General features: G+C 69.6%; 22 protein-coding genes and 1 tRNA gene. 12 read left to right on the top strand and 11 right to left on the bottom strand.

The window, feature by feature from the left end:
* Window positions 1-124: 124 nt before the first annotated feature.
* Window positions 125-583, bottom strand: a complete 459-nt coding sequence (locus O1R50_RS12930) for a MarR family winged helix-turn-helix transcriptional regulator (protein ID WP_270110477.1) — start codon at window positions 581-583, stop codon at window positions 125-127.
* 81 nt (window positions 584-664) lie between these two features.
* Here O1R50_RS12930 and O1R50_RS12925 point away from each other — a divergent pair, with 81 nt between their 5' ends.
* Window positions 665-1,525: a dioxygenase family protein gene (locus tag O1R50_RS12925; protein ID WP_270110476.1), complete on the top strand. Its 861-nt coding sequence runs from the start codon at window positions 665-667 to the stop codon at window positions 1,523-1,525.
* A 150-nt stretch (window positions 1,526-1,675) separates the two neighbouring features.
* Here the strand turns inward: O1R50_RS12925 and O1R50_RS12920 are convergent, their stop codons facing one another.
* From O1R50_RS12920 to O1R50_RS12905, 4 genes are all read right to left on the bottom strand, one after another.
* Complete coding sequence (locus tag O1R50_RS12920; protein ID WP_270110475.1) at window positions 1,676-2,371, bottom strand: class I SAM-dependent methyltransferase; 696 nt, start codon at window positions 2,369-2,371, stop codon at window positions 1,676-1,678.
* A gap of 687 nt (window positions 2,372-3,058) precedes the next feature.
* On the bottom strand, window positions 3,059-4,297 hold the full coding sequence (locus O1R50_RS12915; RefSeq protein ID WP_270110474.1) for an amidohydrolase family protein: 1,239 nt from the start codon (window positions 4,295-4,297) through the stop codon (window positions 3,059-3,061).
* Window positions 4,298-4,307: 10 nt separating this feature from the next.
* The gene (locus O1R50_RS12910) at window positions 4,308-5,420 is read right to left on the bottom strand and encodes an adenosine deaminase (RefSeq protein ID WP_270110473.1); all 1,113 of its coding nucleotides are present in this window, start codon (window positions 5,418-5,420) and stop codon (window positions 4,308-4,310) included.
* 36 nt (window positions 5,421-5,456) lie between these two features.
* On the bottom strand, window positions 5,457-6,077 hold the full coding sequence (locus tag O1R50_RS12905) for a DUF4272 domain-containing protein (protein ID WP_205324107.1): 621 nt from the start codon (window positions 6,075-6,077) through the stop codon (window positions 5,457-5,459).
* Between the two features lie 398 nt (window positions 6,078-6,475).
* Here O1R50_RS12905 and O1R50_RS12900 point away from each other — a divergent pair, with 398 nt between their 5' ends.
* The 5 genes from O1R50_RS12900 (at window position 6,476) to O1R50_RS12880 (ending at window position 10,832) form a co-directional block, all read left to right on the top strand.
* Complete coding sequence (locus O1R50_RS12900) at window positions 6,476-7,570, top strand: hypothetical protein (RefSeq protein WP_270110472.1); 1,095 nt, start codon at window positions 6,476-6,478, stop codon at window positions 7,568-7,570.
* 197 nt (window positions 7,571-7,767) lie between these two features.
* Window positions 7,768-8,172, top strand: a complete 405-nt coding sequence (locus tag O1R50_RS12895) for a hypothetical protein (protein ID WP_270110471.1) — start codon at window positions 7,768-7,770, stop codon at window positions 8,170-8,172.
* Window positions 8,173-8,195: 23 nt separating this feature from the next.
* Entirely contained in the window at window positions 8,196-8,603 is a 408-nt protein-coding gene (locus O1R50_RS12890; protein WP_270110470.1) for a hypothetical protein, read from the top strand.
* 82 nt (window positions 8,604-8,685) lie between these two features.
* Complete coding sequence (locus tag O1R50_RS12885; protein ID WP_270110469.1) at window positions 8,686-10,125, top strand: serine/threonine-protein kinase; 1,440 nt, start codon at window positions 8,686-8,688, stop codon at window positions 10,123-10,125.
* Window positions 10,122-10,832, top strand: a complete 711-nt coding sequence (locus tag O1R50_RS12880) for a helix-hairpin-helix domain-containing protein (protein WP_270110468.1) — start codon at window positions 10,122-10,124, stop codon at window positions 10,830-10,832. Before O1R50_RS12885 ends, O1R50_RS12880 begins: the two co-directional genes overlap by 4 nt.
* 81 nt (window positions 10,833-10,913) lie before the next feature.
* Here the strand turns inward: O1R50_RS12880 and O1R50_RS12875 are convergent, their stop codons facing one another.
* Window positions 10,914-11,657, bottom strand: coding sequence for a hypothetical protein (locus O1R50_RS12875; RefSeq protein WP_270110467.1), 744 nt, complete (start codon window positions 11,655-11,657; stop codon window positions 10,914-10,916).
* Window positions 11,658-11,937: 280 nt separating this feature from the next.
* Window positions 11,938-12,549: a hypothetical protein gene (locus tag O1R50_RS12870; RefSeq protein ID WP_270110466.1), complete on the bottom strand. Its 612-nt coding sequence runs from the start codon at window positions 12,547-12,549 to the stop codon at window positions 11,938-11,940.
* Between the two features lie 130 nt (window positions 12,550-12,679).
* Between O1R50_RS12870 and O1R50_RS12865 the strand changes: the two genes are divergently transcribed.
* Window positions 12,680-14,404, top strand: coding sequence for an N-6 DNA methylase (locus O1R50_RS12865; RefSeq protein WP_270110465.1), 1,725 nt, complete (start codon window positions 12,680-12,682; stop codon window positions 14,402-14,404).
* A 330-nt stretch (window positions 14,405-14,734) separates the two neighbouring features.
* On the top strand, window positions 14,735-15,685 hold the full coding sequence (locus O1R50_RS12860) for a hypothetical protein (RefSeq protein ID WP_270110464.1): 951 nt from the start codon (window positions 14,735-14,737) through the stop codon (window positions 15,683-15,685).
* 38 nt (window positions 15,686-15,723) lie between these two features.
* On the opposite strand, the gene O1R50_RS12855 is transcribed toward O1R50_RS12860, so the two are convergent.
* Window positions 15,724-15,800 (bottom strand) — tRNA-Thr (locus tag O1R50_RS12855).
* A 321-nt stretch (window positions 15,801-16,121) separates the two neighbouring features.
* Between O1R50_RS12855 and O1R50_RS12850 the strand changes: the two genes are divergently transcribed.
* Together O1R50_RS12850 and O1R50_RS12845 are read left to right on the top strand one after the other, a co-directional pair.
* Entirely contained in the window at window positions 16,122-17,213 is a 1,092-nt protein-coding gene (locus tag O1R50_RS12850) for a hypothetical protein (RefSeq protein WP_270110463.1), read from the top strand.
* A 178-nt stretch (window positions 17,214-17,391) separates the two neighbouring features.
* Window positions 17,392-17,982 carry a hypothetical protein gene (locus O1R50_RS12845; protein ID WP_270110462.1) on the top strand — a complete coding sequence of 197 codons (591 nt, stop codon included), beginning with the start codon at window positions 17,392-17,394 and terminating at the stop codon, window positions 17,980-17,982.
* A 151-nt stretch (window positions 17,983-18,133) separates the two neighbouring features.
* Here the strand turns inward: O1R50_RS12845 and O1R50_RS12840 are convergent, their stop codons facing one another.
* From O1R50_RS12840 to cysS, 3 genes are all read right to left on the bottom strand, one after another.
* Complete coding sequence (locus tag O1R50_RS12840; protein ID WP_270110461.1) at window positions 18,134-20,725, bottom strand: Hsp70 family protein; 2,592 nt, start codon at window positions 20,723-20,725, stop codon at window positions 18,134-18,136.
* Between the two features lie 174 nt (window positions 20,726-20,899).
* Complete coding sequence (gene rlmB / locus O1R50_RS12835; protein ID WP_270110460.1) at window positions 20,900-21,910, bottom strand: 23S rRNA (guanosine(2251)-2'-O)-methyltransferase RlmB; 1,011 nt, start codon at window positions 21,908-21,910, stop codon at window positions 20,900-20,902.
* A gap of 145 nt (window positions 21,911-22,055) precedes the next feature.
* A complete protein-coding gene (gene cysS, locus O1R50_RS12830; protein WP_270110458.1) occupies window positions 22,056-23,453 on the bottom strand; it encodes a cysteine--tRNA ligase in 1,398 nt (465 codons plus the stop codon).
* Between the two features lie 369 nt (window positions 23,454-23,822).
* Here cysS and O1R50_RS12825 point away from each other — a divergent pair, with 369 nt between their 5' ends.
* Together O1R50_RS12825 and O1R50_RS12820 are read left to right on the top strand one after the other, a co-directional pair.
* On the top strand, window positions 23,823-24,767 hold the full coding sequence (locus tag O1R50_RS12825) for an ABC transporter ATP-binding protein (protein WP_270110457.1): 945 nt from the start codon (window positions 23,823-23,825) through the stop codon (window positions 24,765-24,767).
* Window positions 24,760-25,542 carry a hypothetical protein gene (locus tag O1R50_RS12820; RefSeq protein ID WP_270110456.1) on the top strand — a complete coding sequence of 261 codons (783 nt, stop codon included), beginning with the start codon at window positions 24,760-24,762 and terminating at the stop codon, window positions 25,540-25,542. Before O1R50_RS12825 ends, O1R50_RS12820 begins: the two co-directional genes overlap by 8 nt.
* Window positions 25,543-25,615: the final 73 nt, after the last annotated feature.

Here is a 25,615-nt window from a genome sequence, read left to right as displayed (position 1 = left end):
CATGGGACGCAAGGGGCATGGTTCGAGTCCTCGGGGAATAGGAACGAATCTTTCGCTCACTATATCGGCCCGAAACCACACGGAGCGTGGATGAAACCGCCGATTTTCACGGCGTGTCGCCGCGTCAGGACTGGATGCGGGCGAGGATGCGCTTGGCGAGCTCGCCCATCTGGCGTGTCTCGTCGTCGTCGAGCTCGTCGAAGACGAGGTCGCGGACGAGCCGGACGTGGCCGGGGGCGGCCTGCGCGAGGCGTTCGCGGCCGGGGGCGGTGAGGCGCGCGAGGGTCGAGCGGCCGTCGTCGGGGCAGGCGAAGCGCTCGATGAGCCCTTCGTTCTCGAGTCGGCGGGCGACGTGCGAGAGGCGGGAGAGCGAGCCGTTGCAGAGGAAGGCGAGGTCGCTCATGCGCATCGTTCCGCCCTCGGCGTGCTCGAGGCCGACGAGGACGCTGTATTCGAAGTGGTTGAGGTCGGCGTCGCGGCGCAGCTGCACTTCCAGTGCTCCGGGGAGCCGCATGACCACGCCGATGAGCGCCAGCCAGGTCGTCATCTCCGCTTCGTCGAGCCAGGGCGCTTCATCTCTCATGCAACAAGCTTAACTGGACTACTTGATACATCAAGGATCCCGCGCTAGGTTGGTTGAAGGTTCAATGAAGCAGGAGTACTCATGTCCGGCCGACCCGGCGCCGCGTTCGACGCCTTCCTCGAGACCACCGCGCCCGCCGCGGCCGAGCGGCGCGACTGGGCGCCCGAAGACGGCGCCCTGCCCTCGCTGTATCTCAGCCACGGCGCGCCGCCGCTGTTCGACGAGGCCGCGTGGATGGGCGAGCTCTTCGCCTGGGCGCAGGGCCTGCCGCGCCCCAAGGGCATCCTCATCGTCTCGGCCCACTGGGAGGCCGCGCCGCTCATGATCTCCAGCTCCGCGCCCGGGACCCCGCTCGTGTACGACTTCGGCGGCTTCCCCCAGCGCTACTTCCAGATGCGGTACGAGACGCCGGACGCGAGCGCGATGGCGCGGCGGGTCGCCGCGGCGATGCCGGACACCGAACCGCTGCACCAGCACGCGAGCCGCGGCCTCGACCACGGCGCGTGGGTGCCGCTCAAGGTCATGTACCCGGACGGGGACGTGCCGGTGCTCCAGATGTCGATCCCGACACACGATCCGCACCGGCTCATGGCGATCGGCGCGCGGCTGCGGCCGCTGCGCGAGGAGGGCTACCTCGTGGTCGGCTCGGGGTTCATGACGCACGGGCTGCCGTTCATCGACTTCCGCCGCCCCGAGGACGTGCCGGGCTGGTCGGCGGACTTCGACGACTGGGTCTCGGACGCCTTGGCGCGCGGGGACATCGAGGAGCTGGCGCGCTACCGCTCGCAGGCGCCGGGGATGCCGTACGCGCACCCGACGGTGGACCACTACGTGCCGCTGTTCGTGACCTACGGGGCCGCGAGCGAGCAGGAGCAGGCGGCGGCCACCGTCATCGAAGGCTACTGGATGGGCCTCTCGAAGCGCTCGTTCCAGCTCAACTGAATACGTGCCGGGCCCGACCACGGGGCGGGCTCGAAAGCCGCGGGCAGGTGATCGTCTCATCCCAGCCCGCAACGCGCCGCCCGCGCCGCACCCACCACCGCGGCCGGGCGGCGCACCTATGCGGTGCTGCCGCCGATCTCGCGGTGCTCCCTACTTGAACCCGCGGTGCATGGCGACCGCGCCGCCGGCGAGGTTTCGCCAGGCGACCTTCCGGAAGCCGGCCTTGACGATGCGGTCGGCGAACGCGGCCTGGTCGGGCCAGGCCATCGTCGTCTCGGAGAGGTACTTGTAGGCCTCCGGGTCGGAGGCGACGCGGGAGGCCACCTTCGGCAGCACGTGCTTGACGAAGACGCCGTGGGCCTTGCGGTAGGGCTTCCAGACCGGCTGCGAGACCTCGCACAGCACCATCCGGCCGCCGGGGGCGAGGACGCGGCGGATCTCGGCGAGGCAGGCGTCGAGGTCGACGACGTTGCGGATGAAGAAGGAGCCGGTGACGGCGTTGAAGGCGTCGTCGGCGAACGGCAGGTGCAGCGCGTCGGCGTTCACCAGCGGCACCTGGCGGTCCTTGTGGTGCTTCAGCATCTCGAGTGAGAAGTCGACGCCCACGACGTCGGCGCCCGACTTCGCGAGCTCGGCAGTGGATACGCCGGTGCCCGCGCCGAGGTCGAGGCAGCGCTCGCCCGGCTGGAGGCTCAGGGCCTCGCGGGTCGCCTTGCGCCAGCGCTTGTCCTGCCCGGCGACCATCACGGTGTTGGTGCGGTCGTAGCCCGGCGCGACCCGGTCGAACATCGCCGCGACGCGGCCGGGTTCCTTACGCGGGGTATTCGCTTCGTTCGCCTCGATCACTCGCACAGCCTTGCACACGGGAAACAGAAAATCCGCCGGAGCCCTGTCGGTGTGGGCCCCGGCGGATCAAGGGGTTATATCGGGCGCGCGCGGGGTAACGCGACGCTTGCGGCCTTGAGGGAGCAGGGTACGGCCGCGCGCTCGCCCGGTAGGGAGGCTGAGGATTGAACCTTGGGGTGGGACGGGAGCGCCTGGGGCGCACCGGAAGGCGCTGCGGTGTGCGCGGGTGAGCGGTGCATCGTCGCCTCCTGGTCGTCTTCGGTTCGCCGGTGCGCGGACCGGTATCCGTCCCGGCTGGGATGACGCTGAGAGATCCCCCGAGTGCGGTCTGCGCTACACGACCACATTGACGCATGGAGGCTGTGATGTCGATCTATGAAGCCGAACCGTTATCGCGTGTAACCCTTCCGATAGCAATGGAGTGCCGGTTGTCACAGGCTGCGACGTGCTCGTATGCCTTCGTCGGATAACCGCTGGTTCCGCCGTTTTGCGGGCCGGTGTCCAGCTTGAAAAAGGCGGAGTGAAAAAACGGCGGGGCGCGCATGCGCGCCCCGCCTTCTCCAGGGGATACACAGAGAGGCGAGCCTCTCCGGTGAAGGAAGTCCTGTACCGCCGTGATGCGGCGTTCCAAGCATGTCGAACGACGAGCGCATCGACAAGCCTCGAGATCGAAGCGTTATCCGCGGTCTACCGCTGGATGAGATCGCCTTTGAGCACGGTGGCGGTGCAGTTCCCGGCGGCGCCGTTCACCAGGGCGGCGTACGGGTCGCCTTCGGTGTCGACGTCGAAGACCGCGAGGTCGGCGCGGTTGCCGACCTTGATCGCGCCGATGTCGTCGCGGCCGAGGGCCTTCGCGCCGCCTTCGGTGGCGGCGCGGACGAGCCATTCGTTGAGGCCTTCGCCGCCGTCGCCCTGGGCGAGCGCGAGTTTTCGCAGCAGCGGCCATTCGGCGGCGACGTCGAGGTCGGGGCTGGAGGCGCGCGAGTCGGTGCCGATCGCGACGGTGTTGCCTTCGGCGCGGTAGGCCGCGACGGGCGGCTCGCCCGCTTCGAGGCGGGCGTTCGAGCGGACGCAGAGGGCGACGGCGGTGCCGAGGTTGCGGAGCAGTTCCCGGTCGGCCTTGTCGAGGTGGACGCCGTGCGCCACATGGGAATCGGCGCCGAGCCAGCCGACCTTCTCCATCTGCGCGGCCGGGGAGTGCCCCGCGCCGCCGTCGGCGAGTTCGAGCTCGAGGCCGGCGCGGCGGTTCATGAACGCGAACGGGCCGGAGCCGCGGCGCACGTACATGTCCTCGTGCATGGTCTCGGCCAGGTGCGGGTGGAGGCGGATGTCGAGGGTCCGCGCGAGCTCGGCAAGGCTCTTGCCGACCTCGGTGCCCAGCGTGTACAGCGTGTGGGGGCTGATGCCGACGGCGATGTCGGAGTTGTTGACCGCGCGGCTGTCGGTGACGATCTCGCGCCAGGCGCTGCGGTTGCCCTCCCAGCGGGCGCCGTCGATGAAGCAGGCCTCCCAGTAGGCGACGCCCGCGAGGCTTGAGGCGAAGAGCGGCTCGAAACCGGCTGCGGGCGTGACGATGTCGGCGACGGCGGTGACGCCGTGGCCGATCGACTCGTCGATGCCGAGCTGCACGGAGGCCTTCCAGGCGTCATCGGCGGTCTCGGGGTTGCGGCGCGCGAAGTCCTGGATCCACTCGAAGAACTCCTTCTCGTTGCCGTACATGTCGGCGAACGCGGAGTAGCACAAATGGGTGTGGGCGTTGACGAGTCCGGGGGTGAGCACGCCCTCGAAGGCGGTGGTCGCTTCGGCTTCGGGGGCGTCGGCGGCGGGGCCGACGTAGGCGATCCGCCCGTCGTCGACCCCGACCGCGCCCTCGCGAATCGGCTCGTCCGCGACGGGGACGACGACAGGAGCGGTGTAAACGTGCATGGAGCCGAGCTTACTCAGCGTCGGCGGACTCCAGCGCGGCGTACGCGGGGCGAATCACCTCTTCGAGGACGCGGCGGCGCTCCGGGTGGTGCAGGAACGAGGCTTTCATCGCGTTCTCGGTGCAGCGCTTGACTTCTGCCCAGCCCCAGCCGAAGGTCTCGGAGAGGATATGGAACTCGCGGGAGACGCTGGTGCGGCTCTGGAGGCGGTTGTCGTTGTTGACGGTGACGCGGAAGCCGAGGTTGTAGAGCACGCTGATCGGGTGCGTCTCAATGGATTCGGCGGCCCCGGTCTGCAGGTTGGAGGAGGGCGCGACTTCGAGGGCGATGCGCCGGTCGCGGATGTAGTGGGCGAGGTTCGAGAGCTTCACCTCGTCGCCGGTGAGGTCGATGTCCTCGATGAGCCGGACGCCGTGGCCGATGCGGTTGGCGCCGCAGACGTCGACCGCGCCCCAGATCGACTCGGGGCCGCAGGATTCCCCCGCGTGGATGGTGAACGGCATCGATTCGCGGCGCAGGTAGTCGAAGGCCTCGACGTGTCGCTCGGCCGGGTTGCCGATCTCGCCGCCGGCGATGTCGAAGCCGACGACGCCCTTGTCGCGGTAAGCGACCGCGAGCTGGGCGATCTCCTTGGTGCGGTCGGCGTGCCGCATCCCGCACAGGAGGGTGCGGACGGTGATGTCGTGGCCGGCGTCGGCGGCGAGGTTCTGGCCCGCTTCGAATCCGGCGAGTGTGGCCTCGACGACCTCCTCGAGGCTGAGCCCGGCGAGGAGCTGCTGCTCGGGGGCGTAGCGCAGTTCGGCGTAGACGACGCCGTCGCTCGCGAGGTCCTGGGCCGCTTCGGAGGCGACGCGGAAGCAGTCCTCGGGGCGCTGCATGACGGCGACGGTGTGCGCGAAGGTCTCGAGGTAGCGCTCCAGGGTGCCGGAGTCGGCGGCCTCGAAGAACCAGTTCTTCAGTGCCTCGGGTTCGTGCTCGGGCAGGGTGTGGCCGATCTCGTCGGCGATCTCGATGATCGTCTCCGGGCGGAGGCCGCCGTCGAGGTGCTCGTGGAGCACGACCTTAGGGGCTCGGCGGATCGCGTCGATGTCGAGCGCGGAGTTCACAAAAGCAGGCGGATTCATCCCATGAATATAGTCAGCCGCTTACGCGAGCCTGCCTCACAGCCGGACTTCGTCCCAGTGGACGGGCCGCTCGTCGGCGAAGACCACGGCCCATTCGAGGGCCCAGCGCCGGTGCCACACCAGGTTGTCGTCGACGCCGCGCGGCGGGGCCTGCCCGGCGCGGCGGGCCTGGTCGCAGACCCAGTCGAGGCAGTAGTAGAGGTCGAGCATCTCGGCGATCACGGCGGGGTCGCGCGTGGGCGTGAGCTGGCGGTCCCTCCAGGCCCCGAAGGACTCCGGCCGCCGCAGGTCCGGCAGGAGCTCGGGGAGCTCTTCACTGCAGGGCACGGCCGGGTCGAGGTGGTCGACGAGGCCGAGCAGCCAGGAGACCGTGTAGAGGCTCTCGAGCTGGTCGGCGTAGCGCGAGCGTTCGCCTCGGCCGCAGGCGATGAAGCCCCATTCGTCCGGGGAGAGGTGGTCGAGGACGTGCGCGTCGAGGAGCCAGCGCATCGCCAGTTCCTCGGGCATGTCGAAGACGCGGGCCTGGACGATGTTGAGGATCGCGGCGCGGGCCTCGACGTGGCCGCGGGGCCGCATGCGGGGCAGCTGGCCGGCGGGGAACGGGAGCGGGAACTGCGCGGGGGGCGCGGGGATGCCGAGTGCACTGAGTCCGTCCACTGTGCGCAGTCGAACGCTTCGCTGGTCTGAGATCGCCGTCGGCATATGGCTCCCTACCACTTGGGGGTTCACCGGTGGGGGTGAATGCGCGTTCACTAGGAAGGGTGATTGTGAAGAACTGTAGCGTCCGACACAGGCCCGAGTCAACGCGGGCAGAGGAAATCTTTAAGGTTCTATCTACGTGTTACGCAGGTGTTTCACTCCTACCGCGCGTGAGTCGCAAGTGTCCCGAGGGGTAAACGAACCGACCGGTAACCCGGCCTGTTCGACACTGTTCGACAGCGAACGGACGGCCCGGGCACGATCCGGCGAAGTGCGGGCAACCCGGGTCACATCGGGCCGCGTACTGGAGGGCATCGGGCCATCCGGGCCCGGCGAAATCGACGAAAGGACCCTCCGTGTCTTTCTCGCACGAGCACGACGTCGACCCCCGACCCACTCGAGACCTCAAGCGCCGCAGTGTTTTTGCGGCAGGCGGCGTGTTCCTCGCCGCCGCCGCGGCCGCGGTCGTCCCCTTCCAGGGCGCGAGCGCGGCCCCCGCGGGCGAGGACGCGTGCGTCCTCCAGGAGCTGCCGATGCCGGAAGGCCGGTACTTCAGCCTCGTCACCGCCATGAGCGGCGACGGCGACGTCATCGCCTACCGGGTCTATCCGGCCCTGCTGGAAGGGCAGGAGCGCGCGACGTACCTCTATGAGGACGGCGAGGCCGTCGAACTGCCGCTGCCGGGCACCGAGCAGACCCTGACCGGGGTGAACTCCGACGGCGTCGCGGTCGGCGCGTCCTGGGTCGACGGCCTCCTCGTCCCCTACGTCTTCCGCGACGGGGAGCTGTGGGAGCTCGGCGTCGAAGGCGGCGGCACGCCGACCGACGTCAACGAGGACGGCGACATCGTCGGCTACTCGGACCAGGAGTACACGCAGCCGGTCGCCTGGCGGGACGGGAGCCTCAAGGCCGAGACGCTGCAGCTGCCGAAGGGCGCGGTCTCGGGCACCGCCTCGTCGATCGACGAGGACGGCACGATCGTCGGCACCTATCACACTGAGGACGGGTTCTCCCGGCCGTACGTGTGGCACCCGGACGGGACCGGCGAGGAACTGCCGATGCCCGAGGGCGCCGACCCGGCCGAGCTCTTCCTGACCGCGTCCGTCATCGCCGACGGATGGGTCGGCGGCAACGTGTACTCGCCAGGCCTCGAAACCGGTGTCCGCTGGAACCTGGAGGACGGCACCGTCGAGCTCACCGACGTGCCCATGGCCCTCGCGATCAACGAGGAGGGCACCGTCGCCGGCGCCGCGGAGCCGCTCGCCGTCTTCCAGGAGGAGGACGGGAAGGTCGTCGAGCTGCCCGGCCTCGTCGACCCCGCCGACAACTGGTTCGGCGACTACGCCACCGAGATCAGCGACGACGGCGAACTCGTCGCCGGGCAGGTCTACGCGGGTCAGGACGAAGCCGACAACCACATCCTGAAGGCCGTCACCTGGACGTGCGACTAGGCACAGTGGACACCGGCCGGGCCCGCGTCGCGGCGGGCCCGGCCACTCCTCGTACGCGAAGGGTTCTTTCGAGTTCCGTTGCGACGCAAGGAAAGTAACCCAGATCACTGCAATGCTGAGGCAACCGGTAGCCGACAGCCGGCGTCTTCCAGTCACGATCCCCTTCGGACCCTTCGATCGCACGAGGAGCACGGACCATGTTCAAGAAGTGGCTCGCCAGGACCGCCGTCACCGCAGCGGTCGGCGCCGCCCTGGTCGCGGGCATCACCAGCCCCGCCTACGCCGCCGACACCAACATCGACCTCGTCTACGACTCGATGCTCGTCGGCGAGATGCGCCACGTCGACGACGGCGACGACTTCCGCGTCTACGACTGGTACCGGGACGGCCACGGCGTCAAGGGCACACTCCAGGCCCAGCACCCCGTGACCCGCCAGTGGTCCACCATCGAATCGAAGTACAACAACACCGGCGGCGGCACCTACGTCGAATTCCAGTACGACGTCCTCTCGGTCGAGCGCTACCGCCTCGTCGTCTGCCTCCAGGACGGCGCGAGCGACCCCACCCCGATCAAGTGCGACAACAAGACCTTCACCGAATAGCAGCCGGACCGAGAGGAGCGATCATGACGACCAAGCAGTGGGCCGTACGGGCCATGGTGACCGCCGCCGCCGGAGCGGCACTCGTCGCGGGCATCACCAGCCCCGCCTACGCCGCCAACACCAACATCGACCTCGTCTACCAGGACATGCTGGTCGGCGAGATGATGCACGTCGACGACGGCGACGACTTCCGCGTCTACGACTGGTACCGGGACGGCCACGGCATCGAAGGCACCCTCCAGATGTACAACCCGACCATCCTCAGATGGGTCGACCAGGAGAGCAAGTACAACAACGTCGGCGCCGGGAACTACGTCACCTTCAACTACAACGTGCTCGAGAGCCTGAGCTACCGGATGAAGGTGTGCGTCCAGGACGGCGCGAACGACAGCACCCCGATCAAGTGCTCCTACAAGGAATTCAACGAATAACCCCACGACCGCGAAGGCCGGACCCCCGCCTCCCCGAGGGTCCGGCCTTCGCCTCCCGCGCCTCGCCGGGCATGCTTGTACCGTGAGCACTCCCCAGGTCTTCGGCGGCCGGTACCGGCTCGTCCGGCCGGTCGGCGCCGGCGGCATGGGCCGCGTCTGGCAAGGCCTCGACCTGCACCTCGAACGCGAAGTCGCCGTCAAAGTCGTCAAACCCGACCTCCTCGAGGGACCCCAGAAACACGAAGCCGCCGCCCGCTTCCGCCGCGAAGCCCGCGTCACCGCCCAGATCCAGCACCCCGGCGTCCCCGCGATCTTCGACGCCGGACTCGACGAGGACTCCGGCGAGCTCTACCTCGTCATGGCCTACCTCCCCGGCCTCAACCTCCGCGACCTCCTCGACGAGACCGGCGCCCTCCCCGGCGACTGGACCCTCGCCATCGGCGCGCAACTCGCCTCCGTCCTCGCCGCCGCCCACGCGAAGCAGGTCGTGCACCGCGACCTCAAGCCCGCCAACATCATCGTCGGCCCCGAAGGACTCGTCCACGTCGTCGACTTCGGCATCGCCGCCGTCCTCGAACCCGACGTCTCACGCCTCACCATGACCGGCGACAAACCCGGCACCCTCAACTACATGGCCCCCGAGCAGATCCGCGCCCAACCCGCCGGACCCGCCGCCGACCTCTACGCCCTCGGCGCCCTCCTCTACGAGATGGCCACCGGCGAACGGCTCTTCGCCGACCGCGGCTCCGCCTACGAAGTCCAGACCGCGCACCTCAAAGAACTCCCCGACCCCGTCCGCCGCCACCGCCCCGACCTGCCCGCCGAACTCGACGGACTCGTCTCGCGCCTCCTCTCCAAAGAACCCGCCGAACGCGGCTCCGACGCCGCCCACGTCCACCTGCGACTCGCCGCGCTCCTCGCCGCCGCACCCGCCTCCAAAGCCACCGCACCCGACTGCGGCGACCCCACCTGGCCGTTCCGCGCCCCCCTCGCCCCCGCGCGCGTCGCAGCGGCCGCCGCCGCACAAGGACCCGTCACCGCCGCCCCCGACCGGCGCGAACGCATCGCCGCAGCCGACCGCGCCTTCGGCATGGGCGACTACAACGGCGCCCTCAGCGCCTTCCGCTCGCTCGCCAAGGACTTCGAGAGCCCCGACCCCGCACTCGCCCTCCACTGCCAGATGCGCGCCGCCCAATGCCTTGCGGCCCTTGGCAACGCCGCCAGCGCACTCACCGGCCTCACCAGCGTCATCGAACGCCAGCGCCGCCTCGAAGGCGAACGCGCCCGCTCCACCCTCCGCTCCCGCCGCGTCGCCGCCGACCTCCTCGCCGTCGTCGGCCGAGGCCCCGAAGCCCACCGCGAACTGACCACTGTGGTTCACGAGATGGCCGCGGCGCTCGGCCCCGCCGATGCCGATACCATCGAAGCCGAACGGCTGCTGCGGACCTGGACCGCGTCGCCCCAGGCGGGTCCCGCATGGCCGGTAGCGCCCCACACCTCGCCTGGGAGTCCTCCTCGATGACCGCCCTCGGTCCCTACATCCCGCCCGTCGACGAAGTGAAGACCCGCAACCGGCGCCGCCTCGCCACCATCGGCACCTACCTCTGGGCCCTGATGCCTTTGCTCACTTGCGGTTTCGGTGCGCCGATCGCGTTCGCCACCGCGCTGGCGCGGCGGCGCGACACCTGGACGATCCTCGCGCTCGTGGTGCATTCCTCGCTCTTGATCGCCGCGTGCTCGGTGATCGGCTCGTTCGGGGAGTACCCGCCGCTGTGGGTCGACGTGATCTTCACGGTCTCGCTGAGCGTCACGTCGCTGGCCTCGACCGTGCAACTGCTGCTGATCCGCTCGGCGGTGTGGGCGCCGCCCGCGCGGCTGCAGGTGCCGGTGGCGCGCTTGTCGAGCGCCGAGGTCGTGGACCGGGCGCGGAAGCTCCGCGACCAGGCCCGGCGCACGGCGGAGGCGGATCCGATGCTGGCCAAGCGGCTCGGCATCGGGCGGCCGGACCTGCCGCGCCAGTTCGACGACGGCGGCCTCGTCGACCTCAACCACGCGCCGCTGCCGGTGCTGATGTCGCTGCCGGGGGTGACCGAGCGCAGCGCCCGGCAGATCCAGGACTGGGTGGCGCAGTCGGGGCCGTTCGGCAGTCTCGGCGAGGTGATGCTGGTGATCGAGATCAGCCCGACCTTCGAGCATCATCTGCGCGAGTACTGCGTCTTCATTCCCTAGCAGGGCAAGGTGAAAGGCCCCGAGACGGCGTCTCGGGGCCTTCAAAGCAGTGCGCGCCGGGCCGGGGGGCCCGGTGGTGTCCTACTCGAGGCAGAAGACCGCAGCGGTGCGGGCGAACTGGTCTTCGGCGCCGAAGTACGAGGAGCCGGTGCACTCTTCCGTGGCGAGGGCGTCGACGTCGACGGTCTCCCACTCGGCCTGGGGCACTTCGATGACGCTGGTGATCGCGGCGTCGCCGGCGGCGCAGTCGATGGTGCCGTAGTTCCACTGGGTGGTGGCGGTGAGGGTGCACTCGCCCTCGTTCGCGGGCACCGTCGGCGTGACGCCTTCGGTGCTCGGGTTGCCGTTCGCCTCGACGCAGAAGATGTAGTTGACCTCGAGGGTGGTCTGGTCGTAGACCATGCTCCAGTCGGTCCAGGTCGCGCCCGGGATCTGGGCGCCGACTTCCTCGCCGCACATGTCGAAGATCGGCTGCGGGTCGGTGAGGCTGGAGCCGTCGGACGCGGCGGTGAGGCCCGGGTCGGCCTCGAACGCGGTGATGGTCCAGAACGCGGTCGGGTCGGAACAGTCGACGGCGAAGACCGACGGGTCGGCGCTGATCATTTCTTCAGGCAGGCAGTCGCCCACCTTGGCGTCCGCGACGGCGTCGACCTGCTCGTCGCTGACCTCGTTGTCGGTCGCGCTGTCGGAGGCGGCGTCCTCGAGGATGCCGCAGCCGGAGAGGGCGACGCTGCCCGCGAGAGCAATGCCGCCGACGGCGAGGAGTCGGCGGATGGGGCCGAAGGTCTCGGTGTTGAGGTTCATGAGCTGCTTTCTGTGGGTCACCGCCGATCGGGTGAGGCGGTGTATGGGAATTCAGCGTGACGATATGGGAGAGACTCAACTACTGAGGCGTCAGGGATCGTTACCCCAGCGGTCGTCCCGGTCGTGACCTGGGAGTTCTCGACGGCCGTGAAACCGCGTCGCGGCATTCATGGCGAGGATCACAATGGTTGCAATTCGGTCAAGCCGGAAGGAACCCCAAATGGTTCGTCGTTCGCCTTGGGGTGCAAAGGAGGACGCGGGTTCCGCCCAATGGTCGCCGCGCCCTCCGGTCCGTGGGTACTCAGCCGATCTCGACGAAGTACTGGGTGCCGTCCATGCTCAGGACGTCCTCGAAGTAGAGGAGGTAGGACTCGGCATCCGCGGGGACCTCGACGCAGGCCGAGCCCGTGGAGGTGGCGCCGCTGGAGACGTCCGGGACGAGGGTGATCTCGTTCTCGACGGTGTTCATGCAGTCGATGCTGTCGTAGAAGGTGCCGTCGGCCCAGACGCCGAAGGTCACGTCGAGCCACAGGGAGCCGGTCTCGGTGCCGTTGTAGGTGCCCTCGAGGGTGATGAGGCTCTGCTGGAAGCCGTCGGCCGGGGCCGCGTTGAACTCGTCGGCCGCGAGGATCGCGTCGGTCGCGTCGAGGGTGGCCTCGGGGGCGGTGACGCTCCAGTCGGCGACCTCGATGGTGGAGCCCGCGGCGAGCGGGGCGTCGGGGCTGGTGCCATCGCCGGTGGAGGCGGCTTCTTCTTCAGCGGCCGCTTCAGTGGCGGCCTCGTCGGCGGTGTTCGAGGTGTCGCCCGAGCCCGTGTCTTCAGCGCCGCAAGCGGAGAGGGCCGCGAGGGCGATGAGGCCGGCGCCGGAGGCGGCGAGGAGCCGCTTGGAGATCTCGGGGAATTCGAGGTTCATGATCTACCTTCTGTGGAGTGGTGTTCGTCGTTCAGGTCTTGTGAACTCACTTCACGAGACTAATAGACTGTGTCGAGCCTCCGCAACGCGGGGTGGGTTACGATTCGATAAATCCAGACAGGGGAGCCGCATGACCACCCGTGACGCCAGCTCAGGCGAGACCATCACGCTGACCGACCTCGCCCGCCTCTCGGGCGTCGGCCGCAACGCCGTCAGCAACTGGCGCCGACGCGAGCCCGACTTCCCCTCCCCCGTAGACGAATCGGCCCGGCGCCCCCGCTTCGCACTCCACGAACTCGAGCAATGGGCCGAACGGCACGGCCGGGCACTGCACATCACCGGCGCCGACCGCCTCTGGTTCGCACTCGCGGGAACCCACCCGACCGCCGAAGCCGCCCTCGGCGCGGTCGCGGCGGCCTTCGACGGCAGCGGCGAACCCGCGATCGCCAAGGAGCTCAAGGACTTGCGCCGCGAGACGCCCGCTTCAGCGCTCTTCGAGTTCTTCATCGAACGCGCCCGCGAAGCCGCCGGCACCGGCGTCCCGCCGGGCATCGCACCACTGGCCGACATCGCCGCCGTCGTCACCGCGGGCACCCCGACCCCCGCGGTCCACGACCCGGCCTGCGACGAAGGGGACCTCCTCGCCGAAGTCGCACGGCGCACCGGCCCCTGCCGCGTCCTCAGCGGACACGACCTCTCCGCGTCCCGCGCCGCGATCGCCGAACAGCGCCTGCGGCTCCTCGACGAAGGCGCCGAAGTGACTGCGCGCGTCGGCGACTCACTCCTGCAGCCCGTCCCGGCCGAACGCTACGACCTGGTCGTGTGCGACCCGCCCTTCAACGTCAAGGACGGCGGCGCGAACCAGTACGCGGTCGGCGACGACCCGCGCCTCGCCTACGGCACCCCGCCCCGCACCGAACCCGAACTCGCCTGGGCCCTGCACTGCGTCGCGCTCCTCGCCCCCGGCGGCCACGCCGTCGTACGCATGCCCGCCCAGGTCGCGCACCGCCGCACCGGGCGGCGCATCCGCTCCGAGCTACTGCGCTGGGGCGCGCTGCGCGCCGTCGTCGACTCCCCTGAGGCCAAGGCGCACATCTGGATCCTCGCCCCCTGCGGCGAGACCACCCAGCTCCTCGTCTCCGGCGGCGGCGACTTCGCCGAGGCCTGGCAGTCGTTCACGGCCGCCCCCGACGCGCCGCTCGCCACCGCCGACTCGACCACGGTGCCGCTCATGCGCCTGTGGGACGAGGACGTCGACATCTCCCCCGCCGTCTACCTCGCCAGCGCCGCCGCCGACGCCGCCAGCCTCGCCGAATCGGTCGCCGGCCTCGGCGGGCGCCTGAACGAACTCGCACGGCACCCGTTGCCGCGCTTCGGCACCGGCACCGAGGAGAGCGCCCCGGAGACGAGCCTCGCCGACCTCGAACGCGACGGCCACCTGATCATCGCCCCGGGAGGCGGTGCCGAACCCGCGTCCGGCAAGGCCGGCGACGTCAAGTGCGTCATCGTCGACCCCGTCGGCGAACCGCAGGTGCGCCTCGGCTGGCGCGGCGAGGCCACCGAGACCCAATGGACCGTGAGCTGCGAACCGACGGTCGACCTCGGCTGGATCGCCGCCGCCCTCGCGGCCCGCCTCCCGACCGCGGCCAAGCGCACCGCCACCGGCGCGAAGCGGCGCCTGCTCTCGGTCAAGATCCCGAGACTCACGCTCGCCGACCAGCAGCGACGCGGCGCGGCCTACGCCGCGCTCGAAGACCTGCGTGCGGCCCTCGCCCAAGCGGAGGCTGAGGCGGAAGCCCTCGCGGCAGAAGCCGCAGCGGGCCTGGTCGCGGGCACGGCGACGGTGGAGGACTGAGAGGCGGACAGCGCGCCTGGTGGCTGAAACGCCGGGGCGCTGGCGGCGCTCGGCCGCGAACCGGCGCCGCACCGTCTTGCCCCTCGGGGCGGTCCCGCTCGGCGTGCCGAGCGGGACATAGGGCATGCCCCTTCCCACCCGCATCCACCTCCGACCAACCGAAGAAATGGGACGACTCTCCCACACGGGTCCGACACTCGACACAACACGAGCCACACCCGCGTCCCGACCGGCGTCGACCGCTCGTGCAGGTGGTGCCGGCGGGCCGAATGCCCTAACGTCAGAAGGGATCCCATCGCCAATCGCCCACAGCCCAGGGAAAGCCGCAACATGGACCGAGCCGAACCACCCGAACCGCCCGGATCCGAGTCGCCGTCACCGACCGAGCCGCCCGCGACGCCGCCCGAACCGCCCGAGCCTCCGGCGGCAGCAGCGCCGAAGCCGCGCACCCCCGCGACCGTCCTCATCGCGATCGCACTCCTCTGGCTGCTCGCGACCCTGACCGCCTGGGTCGCCACCGTGTCGGCAGTGGCCACCTCCTTCGAAGTCAGCGTGCGCTACGCAGGCGCCTGGAGCCCACTCGAATTCATCGAACCGGCCCTCATCGCGGCCGTCGCCGTCCTCTTCGGACTCCTCGCGATCAAAGTCCGCAGCGGCCGCGGCTGGGCACGACACATCGTCCTCATCACGACCGCGATCGCCCTCGCCGCCGCACTCCTCACCGGAGTCGGGCTGAACCCGGGAACCGGCACCGCCGGCACCCTCCTGTTCGCCCTGCTCCTCGTGCTCCTGCTCCTGCGCCCCGCACGCGACTGGTGCGACTGCGACGCACCCCGCCACAGCCCCAAGATCGGCACCGCCGCCCAGCCGCCCCACCAGGTCGTGGCCTCACTGCTCATCCTCTGGGCCGCCACCGGCATCGCCCTCTACGTCGGCGCGACCGTGATCCTCGCGCTGGCGGCCGACGAAGCGAACCTCGCCGAGGAGCGCGCGGCCTGGGCGGCGGGGGCGGTCATCGTTCTCGCAATCGTCCACGGCGCCTTGAACATCGCCTTCTCATACCACCGGAACTGGGCCCGCTGGGGCACCCTCGCCCTCGCAGCGGCGTACGCGGCCTGCCTCATCATCACCGCGATCCTGAACCTCATCGAAGAAGGCACCAACCGCTGGCTGGTCCTGGCTCTGCTCTGCCTGGTCCCGCTCGCCCTCATCGCCTCGTTGGCGACCGCTGACGCCCGAACCTGGTGCCGCCGGCCCACACCCCACGATTCCGAAAGCTGAACTTGGACGAGAAAAATGCCCGACCAAAGGTCGGGCGATGGAGCCGGTGACAGGACTCGAACCCGCAACCTGCTGATTACAAATCAGCTGCTCTGCCAATTAAAGCTACACCGGCTGGTCAGCGCCGGTATCCCGGCGAGCCGAGGCAATCTTACTCGACCGGCCCTCGGCACGTGCAGTGACCGAGGTCAGGCCGTGGAACACGCTTCCAGGCCGCCCTTCCGGGGGCCTGGGTCGTATGAGCCGCGTTGCGAAGGTCCCGACATCGGGGCGGGAACGCCCTCGAGCCGAGCGCGGCCAACGAGCCTGCAAGGTCGGCGTCACCTCAGTCGAGGCTGCCCTGGGATAGGCCCGGTATCCCTGACCGGCCGGGCATTCCATGCTCTTCTGGAGTCACTGGGCGCTACCTGCTGACCGAATCTCTCGGAGGTGCATCATGACCCAGGTACCCAACCCGCCCCCGTCTTCCGGCCCGCCCTACTACGGCCCTCCCGCGCAATCGGGGCGGCCCAGAACCATTTCGCTGCTCGCCGTCGTCTTCGGCGGCGCCGCACTGCTGTTCGGACTCATTCCGCTGGTCGGCCTCGTCGTCGGCGGTCTGTTCGCGGCCGCCGCGATCGTGCTCGGCATCATCGGCATCCTTAAGTCGCACAAGGTCATGGCGATCATCGGCATCTCACTCGCCGCGCTGGGAATGATCATTTCCGGGGCGATCACGGGCGCGACGTTCGATGCCGCGGACTACGAAGACAGCGCTGATGCGCCATCGCGAACGATTGAGCCGACGACCAGGCCGGAACCGACCGAGGAGCCCACCACCAGCGAAGAACCGACCGAGGAGCCGACGACCAGGCCGGAACCGACCGAGGAGGCTACAACCAGCGAAGAACCGACCGAAGAGGCCACCACCAGCGCAGAACCGAACGAGGAACCCACCACCAGCGCAGAACCCACCGAGGAACCCACCACAAGTCCCGAAGCGGAGGAAGACTCCGGCGGAGCGTCGGATGGCTCGTTCGGCGATGGGATTTGGACGGTGGGTGAGGACATCGAGCCCGGGACCTACTCGACAACGGTCCCCGATGAATCATTCGGCTGCTACTGGGAGCGGCTCAGCGGCTTCAGCGGCGAACTCGACGACATCATCGCCAACGGCAACGTCGAACCGGGACTGCAAGCCACCGTCACCATCGATTCGTCGGACCAAGGCTTCAATTCGCAAGACTGCGGCACATGGTTGCCGGCCGAATCCGAACCGCAGGAGGACTCCGGCGGCGCCTCGGATGGCTCGTTCGGCGATGGGATTTGGACGGTGGGTGAGGACATCGAGCCCGGGACCTACTCGACAACGGTCCCCGATGAATCATTCGGCTGCTACTGGGAGCGGCTCAGCGGCTTCAGCGGCGAACTCGACGACATCATCGCCAACGGCAACGTCGAACCGGGACTGCAAGCCACCGTCACCATCGATTCGTCGGACCAAGGCTTCAATTCGCAAGACTGCGGCACATGGGAACTGCAGGATTGAGCGACTCGGCAGCGGCAGGTTCGGATCGCAACGGACCTCGACTCTGACATCGTTTGGCGGAAACCTAGAAAAAAGGCGGCGATAAGCGGGCAACGGGTGGGGCTTTGCTGTGGGGACCCTACAACGATGGCACGAATTTGGTAGCGGAGCGCTTGCTCAGGGTTGCAAGACTGGTCCCATGAACGCTGCATCGAACACCGTCGACCGCACTGGTCGCGTCAAGTCCGTCGTGGCCTGGGCGGTTGCGCCTGTGGTCTGGTTCCTGGCCTTCTTGGCCATGCTCTTCCTGGGGAACGGGGGGACGCCGGGCATGGTCGCGCACAGCGTCATCCTGGCGCTGCCCGCGCCGTGGCTCCTCTGGGTGTCGTGGCGGATGCCGCGGCCGCGCGTCGACACGTACGTCGCCGAAGGCGGCGCGCTGCTGTCCGGGGCCGTCGCGCTCTACATCACCGTGCTGGCCTTCATGATCAGCAGGGAAGGCCCCGCGCCGGTCGGGTTCACGGTCATCTATCTGGCCGCCGCCGCGGTGTTCATCGCCGCCGCCGTGCCGCTGCCGGGGCGGCGGATCGCGTACGGCGCGGCCGCGCTCGCCTGCGTGGTCATCGGGATCGGCCTGCGGGTGCTGCACTCGGAGACCTCGTACTACCCGGGCATCGACTGGGTGACGAAGGACGAGCTGTTCGCCTGGGCGTTCCTCGGCCTGCCCGCGCTCGGCGCGCTGCTCCAGATCCTGTGGTGGGCGCGAGTCAGACGCGGCCGCACCGTCTGACCGATTCGACTCCCGGAGGCCGCTCCCTGCGGCCTCCCGACACCGGTGTGGACCCGCTCGCGGCGTGCCGGGAGTCGCTGCGTGGCGAGGGCGCGTTCGCGCCCTGGGAGCGAGCGTCGGGGCCGCGCAGTCGGACTGCGCGGCCGGTCCGCTAGGCGTCTCTGAACGAGAAGACCTGCATCCCTTCGAGGGTCAGGCAGGCGAGGCGGGTGTCGCTGGCGTCGCAGGAGTAGACCTCGAGGTCGGTGCGCAGGGAGGTGCGGGTCCCGTCGCGGCCGAGACCGACCACGTTGCCGGTGTTGGCGCTGAAGCCGGAGGCCGCGGGCCAGGTGAGGGCGCTGCCGCCGTCGATCGCTTCGAAATCGTCGTCGTCGGTGCTGTTCCCGACCGTGTCGAAGCCCTTGTCGTAGATCTGGGTGCGCACGTCGTCGCCTTCGTAGTGCTCGACCATCAGGCGGTCGCCCAGCGGGGAGATGTAGCGGTACTCCCGTTCGTCGAAGACGTGTACGATCTCCTGCTTCTCCGGGTGGTAGACCTGCCAGGTGTAGACGTCCGTGACGCCTTCGACCGGTTCGCGCACGCACACCAGCTCCTCGCCGCAGGCCTTGACCTGGTCGGGCGCGGGTGTTTCCGAGGTGATGGTCTCCTCGTCCACACGGGACAGGCCCTCGTCGATGTCGTAGACGTTGAGGTCGTAGCCGGTCTCCTTGTCGACGGCCACGTAGAGCAGGTTGTCCCAGGCGAAGTACAGGTCGTCGACGGTCTGGACCTCCTTCTCGGCCACGGACTCGCCGGATTCGAGGTCGTAGACGTGCGCGACGTTGTCGCTCGTGACGGCCCAGACCCGGCCGTTGCCGTTGGCGCGCGTCGACGGCGTCTTGAGGTCTTCGGGCGTGCCCACGAGGTCCCAATTGGACACGGTGACGCTCTCCTCGGCGTTGCCGAGGTCCCAGGTCGAGACCTTCTCGCCGTCGCCGTCGTAGACGGTGAAGGTGTTGCCGCCCAAGGGGGCGATCACGAGGTGGTCGCCCGAGCGGGCGGCCGTGCGGTCCGAGCTGTCGATCGTGTTGCGTGTGTCGCCGTTCTTCCAGTCGAGGAAGTAGAAGCGGTACGGAGTCTCGCTGCTGGAGTCGGCCTCCTGCGAGAAGGCCAGGAGGTCGTCGGACACGTAGTAGCTCGCGTCCCAGCCCGTGCCCTGGATGACCACGTCGCTCTCCCAGAGCGGGTACCCGGAGGCGGTGTCGACGGCGCGCAGGTGGAGCTCTTCGCCGCTGGGGTCGGCGGAGGCGGTCGTGTACGCGAACAGGGTCTTGTCCTCCCAGACGCGCACCTCGTAGATGCCGTCGTTGGGCTCCGCCGCGAAGGCGGTGACGTCGCCGACCGGGGCGAGCTCCTCGTCGAAGGGCTTTTGCTTGTACGGGTTCGTCAGCCAGAACCAGCCGATCGGCAGCACGATCGCGAGGACTACTACGACCGCGGCGATCGCGATCCACTTCGGAGGGATCTTGCGCTTGGCCTTCTCAGGCCCGCTGCGGCGCAGCGTGACCGTCTCGTCAGTGCCCGGCGTGACCGGCGGCAGGCTGCCCGACCGCATCGGCGGGGAGAACTGCGGGGCCGTCGGGGACTGCGGCGGCGTCGACGGCACCTGCGCCGGAGGCGTCACCGGCGCGGGGGCCGCGAAGGCGAGGGCCGCGCCCTCGCTGACGGGCAGTTCGGGCTGCTCGAGGACCGTCGGCGCGATGCCGAGTCCTTCATGGAGCATCTTGGACACCATGGGCATCCGGCTGGAGCCGCCCACGAGGAACAGTCCGGCGAGCTGGTCGGGGCGGCGGCCGGTGAGGCCGAAGACCCGCTGGGTCTCGGCGACGGCGCGCGCGAGCAGCGGGCGGGAGATCTGGTCGAGCTCGCCGCGCGTGAGGTGCAGGGACTGGGCCATGTCGGGGACCGTGACGGGTGCGACGGACGAGCGCGACAGCATCTCCTTGGCGGCGCGCACCTCTTCCCAGAGTTCACGGCGGTTGCGCAGTTCGCTGGCGCCGCTGGGGTTCTCGAGGCGCTTCCAGATGTCGGGCTCGCGCTGCTTCACCGTCTCGCCGATGTGGGCGACGAGGGCGGCGTCGAAGTCGAGGCCGCCGAGATCGGGCAGGCCGCCGTCGGCGAGGACGCCGAAGGAGCCGTCCTGGCGGCGTTCGAGGACGGCGATGTCGAGGGTGCCGCCGCCGAAGTCGAAGACGGCGAGGGCCTGGCCCGGGCGCATCGGGTGGGACAGGCGGGAGGTGTAGTAGTGCGCTGCCGCAACGGGTTCGGTGAGGATCTTGACCGGCCGGTACCCGGCTTTGGCGGCCGCGTCGTGCAGGGTGGCGCGGCGCTGCTCGCTCCAGGCGGCCGGGCAGGTGAGGACGGTGTTCGGCAGGTGGCCGATGGATTCGACGGCGGTGCGGGCGACGCGGCCGAGGATCGCGGCGAGCGCACCGGCGACGGGGACCTCGCGGTCGCCGAGGAGCAGCGTGCCGTCGGCGATGCGCTGCTTCGGGTTCGGCTCGAACCGCTCGGGGGCGGTGAGGGCCAGCCGCTCGGCGTCGCGTCCGGTGTGGATGGTGCCGCCGGGGTCGAGGAACACGGCCGAGGGCATCACCGGGGAGCCGTCGAACAGCAGCGGCCGGGTACGGCCGTCGGGCCACACCAGCACCGCCACGGTGTGGGAGGTGCCGAGGTCGACGCTCAGGAGGTATTCAGCCGGCATGTGGTTGCAGCTCCGGGGGCGCTAGGGCGTGCAGGGTCGTTCCAGGTTAGTCCGATGCGGCGAATCGCGCGGTCACGGGATGACCGTTTGTGGTCGGTCGCGGGCGGCCCCCGCCTGGGCGCCAATGGTCTTCCGGTTCGCCGGCCAGGCTTCGGCGGCTTCGCCGGACGGGCTTCAGCGGCGCTGGCGCTGGACTTCGGCGAGGGCGATCGAAGCGGCGACGGAGGCGTTCAGCGACTCCACTTCGCTCGCGATCGGGATGCTCGCGATGTGGTCGCAGGTCTCGGCGACGAGCCGCGAGACGCCCTTGCCCTCGTCGCCGACGACGATGAGGAGCGGGTCGGTGGCGACGGGCAGGTCGAAGACGTCGACGTCGCCGCCGCCGTCGAGGGCGACCGTCATGAACCCGGCCTGCTGGCAGGCCTGGATGGTGCGGGTGAGGTTCACGACCTTGGCGACGGGCAGGCGGGCGGCGGCGCCGGCGCTGGTGCGCCAGGCCACGGCCGTCACGGACGCGGCGCGCTTCGACGGGATGATCAGGCCGTGACCGCCGAAGGCGGCGGCGGAGCGGATGATCGCGCCGAGGTTGCGGGGGTCGGTGACGCCGTCGAGGGCGACGAGCAGCGGTGCGGTGCCGGAGGTCTTGCTGATGTGGAGCAGGTCCTCGAACTCGCTGTACTGGTACGGCTCGATCTGGAGGCCGATGCCCTGGTGGAGCGCGTTGTTCGTGCGGCGGTCGAGGTCGCGGCGGGCGAGCTCCTTGATGGGGAGGTCGCGGTTGCCGGCCAGGCGCACGGACTCGGCGACGCGGTCGTCGAGCTCGGTGCCGAAGGCCACGTAGAGGGCGGTGGCGGGGACCTTGGCGCGCAGGGCCTCGAGGACGGGGTTGCGGCCGAGGATCAGCTCAGGCTCGTCGTCGCGGCGGCGTCGGGCGGGACCGGAGGGCCTGGGCTTGCCGATGTTGGTGCTGCGGCCCTCGGCGGCGGCCTTGGCGCGCTCCTTGGACTGCTTCCACTGGGTCTTGCGGGGCTTGTCGTCGCCCTGGTACTCCTTGTGCCAGGGGCGGTCCTCGGCTTTGAGGGTGCGCCCCTTGCCGGCCAGGCCCTTCTTGCCGCCGCCGGAACCGATCTTCGGTCCGGCTTTGGAGGTCTTGCGGCGGTTCGGGTGTCCACCCTTGGTGCTCATCGGTCTCGGTTCCCCAGGTCTCGGTCGTTGCTGGCGGCGGCTTCGCCTGAAGTCTCAGGCATGCGGGCGCCACCGCCGGTCACACTTACACGCTCGCAGGCTTCGCCCTTGATCACAAGATCGCGCTCAAGGCCCGCAGGCTTCGCTAGTCCACTGTCCACACGGGACCGCGAGGGGTGTCCTTGACGGTGATGCCGGCGTGCGCGAGTTCATCGCGGATGCGATCGGCAGCCGCGTAGTCCTTGCGGGCCCTGGCCTCGGCGCGCTGTTCGAGCGCGAGCTTCACCAGCGCGTCGACAGCGCCGTGGAGCTTCGCGTCCCCCGGGTCGTCCCAGTGCGGGTCGAGCGGGTCGAGGCCGAGCTGGTCGAGCATAGCTCGCACACCGGCCGCGATGCTGCTCGCGGCGGTGTCGTTGCCCGCATCGAGGGCCGCGTTGCCGTCGCGGGCCATGTCGTGGATCGCGGCGATGGCGGCGGGTGTGTTCAGGTCGTCATCCATGGCGTTGACGAAGTCGCCGCTCATCGTGCCGCCGATGGTGGCCTCGGTGCCGAGCGCCTCGGCCGCGCGGTGCACGAAGTTGGAGAGCCGCTCCCAGGCCGACTGGGCCTCGCCGAGGGAGTCCTCGGAGAAGTCGACGGCGGAGCGGTAGTGGACGCTGGAGAGGTAGTAGCGGATGGCGGCCTTGCTGAAGCCCTTCTCGCCCAGCGCGCCGATCGAGAGCGTGTTGCCGAGGGACTTGGACATCTTGGTGCCCGCGAGGTTGAGCATCCCGCCGTGCACCCAGTACTTGGTGAACGGCAGCCCGGCGGCGCTCGACTGGGCGAGCTCGTTCTCGTGGTGGGGGAACATGATGTCGGTGCCGCCGCCGTGGATGTCGAAGGCGTCGCCGAGGTAGCGGCGGGCCATCGCGGAGCACTCGATGTGCCAGCCGGGGCGGCCGGGGCCCCACGGGGAGGTCCAGGCGGCGTCGGCGGGTTCGCCGGGTTTGTGGGCCTTCCAGAGGCCGAAGTCGCGGGAGTCGCGTTTCGCGCCGGGCTCGGGGCTGGAGAGCATGTCCTCGGGTCGGCGGTGGGAGAGCTGGCCGTAGTCGGGCCAGGAGGAGACGTCGAACCAGACGTCGCCCGCGCCGGTGACGTAGGCGTGGCCGCGGTCGATGAGCTCCGAGATGAGGTCGATCATCTGGGTCATGTGGCCGGTGGCGCGGGGCTCGTACGTGGGCGGCTCGGCGCCGAGGGCGGCGTAGGCGTCGGCGAGCAGGCATTCGTTCGCGTAGGCGATGGACCACCAGGGGCGGCCCTGCTCTTCGCCGCGCACGAGGATCTTGTCGTCGATGTCGGTGACGTTGCGCACGTAAGTGACCTTGTAGCCGCTGCGGCGCAGCCAGCGGATGAGCAGGTCGTAGGAGATGCCCGAGCGGAGGTGCCCGATGTGGGGCGGTCCCTGGACGGTGAGGCCACACAGGTACACGCCGACTTCGCCGGGCTTCCGGGGCTGGAAGTCGAGGACGGATCGGGTGCCGGTGTCGTACAGTCGCAGGCTCACCCGACAAGTCTAAACAACCTGGCCACACCCGGCCCCGCCCCGGCCAGCGTGTCCGAGGCCCGTGGCCGTGTCGTCGCTCACCGGCGCTGGCTTTCGGCCCCGGGACTGTCGTACCCCCATGTCAGGGTTTTGACCGGGGGCCCGAAATTCGCGCGACGACCGGTGTTCGTCGTGCCCGCCCCCAGCGGGTCTCACCCCCGCACGTAGTACCCCGGTACTGCCCGCCCGCGTGGTCTCCTCCCTGGGCACGAGGTCGAAATCCGTCGGCGAGCCGGTGTGGACGGGGCCCCGATCCTCATAGACTGACGGCGTCCGCGGGACCTTTCCCGCCTCGGCACATGCCCTACCCCTCAGTCCGATTGGAGCCTGATGATCACTGCGAAGGGCTTGTACAAGCGATACCGGAAGACCGTCGCGGTCAACCACCTGTCGTTCGACGTCCGGCCCGGCGTCGTCACCGGATTCCTGGGGCCCAACGGCTCCGGCAAGTCCACCACCATGCGGCTGATGCTCGGCCTCGACCACGGCGAGGGCCAGACCCTCTTCGACGGCGAGGCCTTCACCGACATCCGCCGCCCGATGAACAAGGTCGGCACCCTCCTCGAGGCGAAGCCGTTCCACCCCACCCGCTCCGCCCGCAACCACCTGCGGATGCTCGCCAGCGCCAACGGCGTCGGCGACAAGCGGGTCGACGAGGTCATGGAGCTCGTCGGCCTCGGCTCCGTGAAGCGGAAGAAGCCGAAGGGCTACTCGCTGGGCATGGCGCAGCGGCTCGGTCTCGCGCAGGCGCTGCTGGGCGACCCGCGCATTCTGCTGCTCGACGAGCCGACGAACGGCCTCGACCCGCACGGCATCCATTGGATGCGGGACATGCTCAAGCACCTCGCGTCCGAGGGACGCACCATCTTCGTCTCGAGCCACCTGCTGTCGGAGATGCAGCTGATGGCCGACGAGCTCGTGGTCATCGGCCGCGGCCACATGATCTTCAACGGCGACGTCGACCAGTTCGTGCGTGACTTCACGCAGTCCACGGTGATCGTGCGCAGTCCCAGCGCGGAAGGGTTCACGGCCGCGCTCGAGGGCGCGGGCGCGGAGGTCGCGAAGGGCAAGGACGGCGAGCTGATCGTGTCCGGCATGGAGATCGGCGCGGTCGGGCACCTCGCGTTCACCGAGAACGTCGAGCTGTCCGAGCTGTCCACCCGCAGCGCCTCGCTCGAAGAGGCGTTCATGTCCGCGACGGGCTCCTCCGAGGAGTTCATCGCGGCCGAGCCGATCGCCCCTGCTACCAAGACCGGTGGTTCCGCCAATGCTTGACGCCCTTCGTTTCGAGTGGATGCGGCTGACGACGCTGCGTTCGACCTACTGGCTCGTCGGCATCGGTCTGCTCGCCGCGGCCGCGATCCCGGTGATCTTCGGGCTCACCGCGACCGACGAGGACCTGATCCCGGAGTTCGTGGCGCTCGCCGTCAACGGCGGTGCGTCGTTCGGCATCCCGTTCCTCGCCGTGTTCATGGCGGTCATCGGGATCTTCGCGACCGGCCACGAGTACCGGCACGGCACGATCCAGCCGACGCTCACGGCGCTGCCGCAGCGGTCGCGCCTGATCCTGGCGAAGATCCTGGTCGTCTCCGCGGCCACGATCGCGGTCACGGCGGTGTCCATGGCGATCAACGCCGGGGTGGTCCTGGTCTTCTTCGGCGAGGTCCCGGGCCTGTTCGACGACCCGGTGCGGTCGGCGCTGCTCGGGTACATGATCTACACGCTGATCTACACGCTGGTGGGTCTCGGCCTGGGGCTGCTGTTCCGGGGAGTGCCGTCGGCGCTGGTGGTGATCTTCCTGATGCCGCTGATCATCGAGAACGTCATCGTCGGCCTGTCGTCGATCCCGACGCTCGACTGGCTGGTGCCGTTGGTCAAGTTCCTGCCGTTCACGGCTGGAACGCTGCTGATGTCGGTGGGGCCGGCTGACATGGGCATGGGCACCGACTTCGACTTCTTCGACCGCTGGGGTTCGGGCGCGGTGTTCGCGGGCTTCGCGGCGGTCATCATCGCGGCGGCGTGGACGCTGTTCAAGAAGCGGGACGCGTAAGAGCGAGCCAATAACGGCGGGGGGGGGGGGGGGGGGGGGGGGGCCGGGGGGGGGGGGTGTAGTCGCAGAGAGG

This window comes from Glycomyces luteolus (assembly GCF_027622875.1).
Lineage (GTDB): Bacteria > Actinomycetota > Actinomycetes > Mycobacteriales > Micromonosporaceae > Glycomyces > Glycomyces luteolus.
Note: the sequence above shows the minus strand (reverse complement) of the source record. Positions and strands in the feature narration are given on the sequence as shown.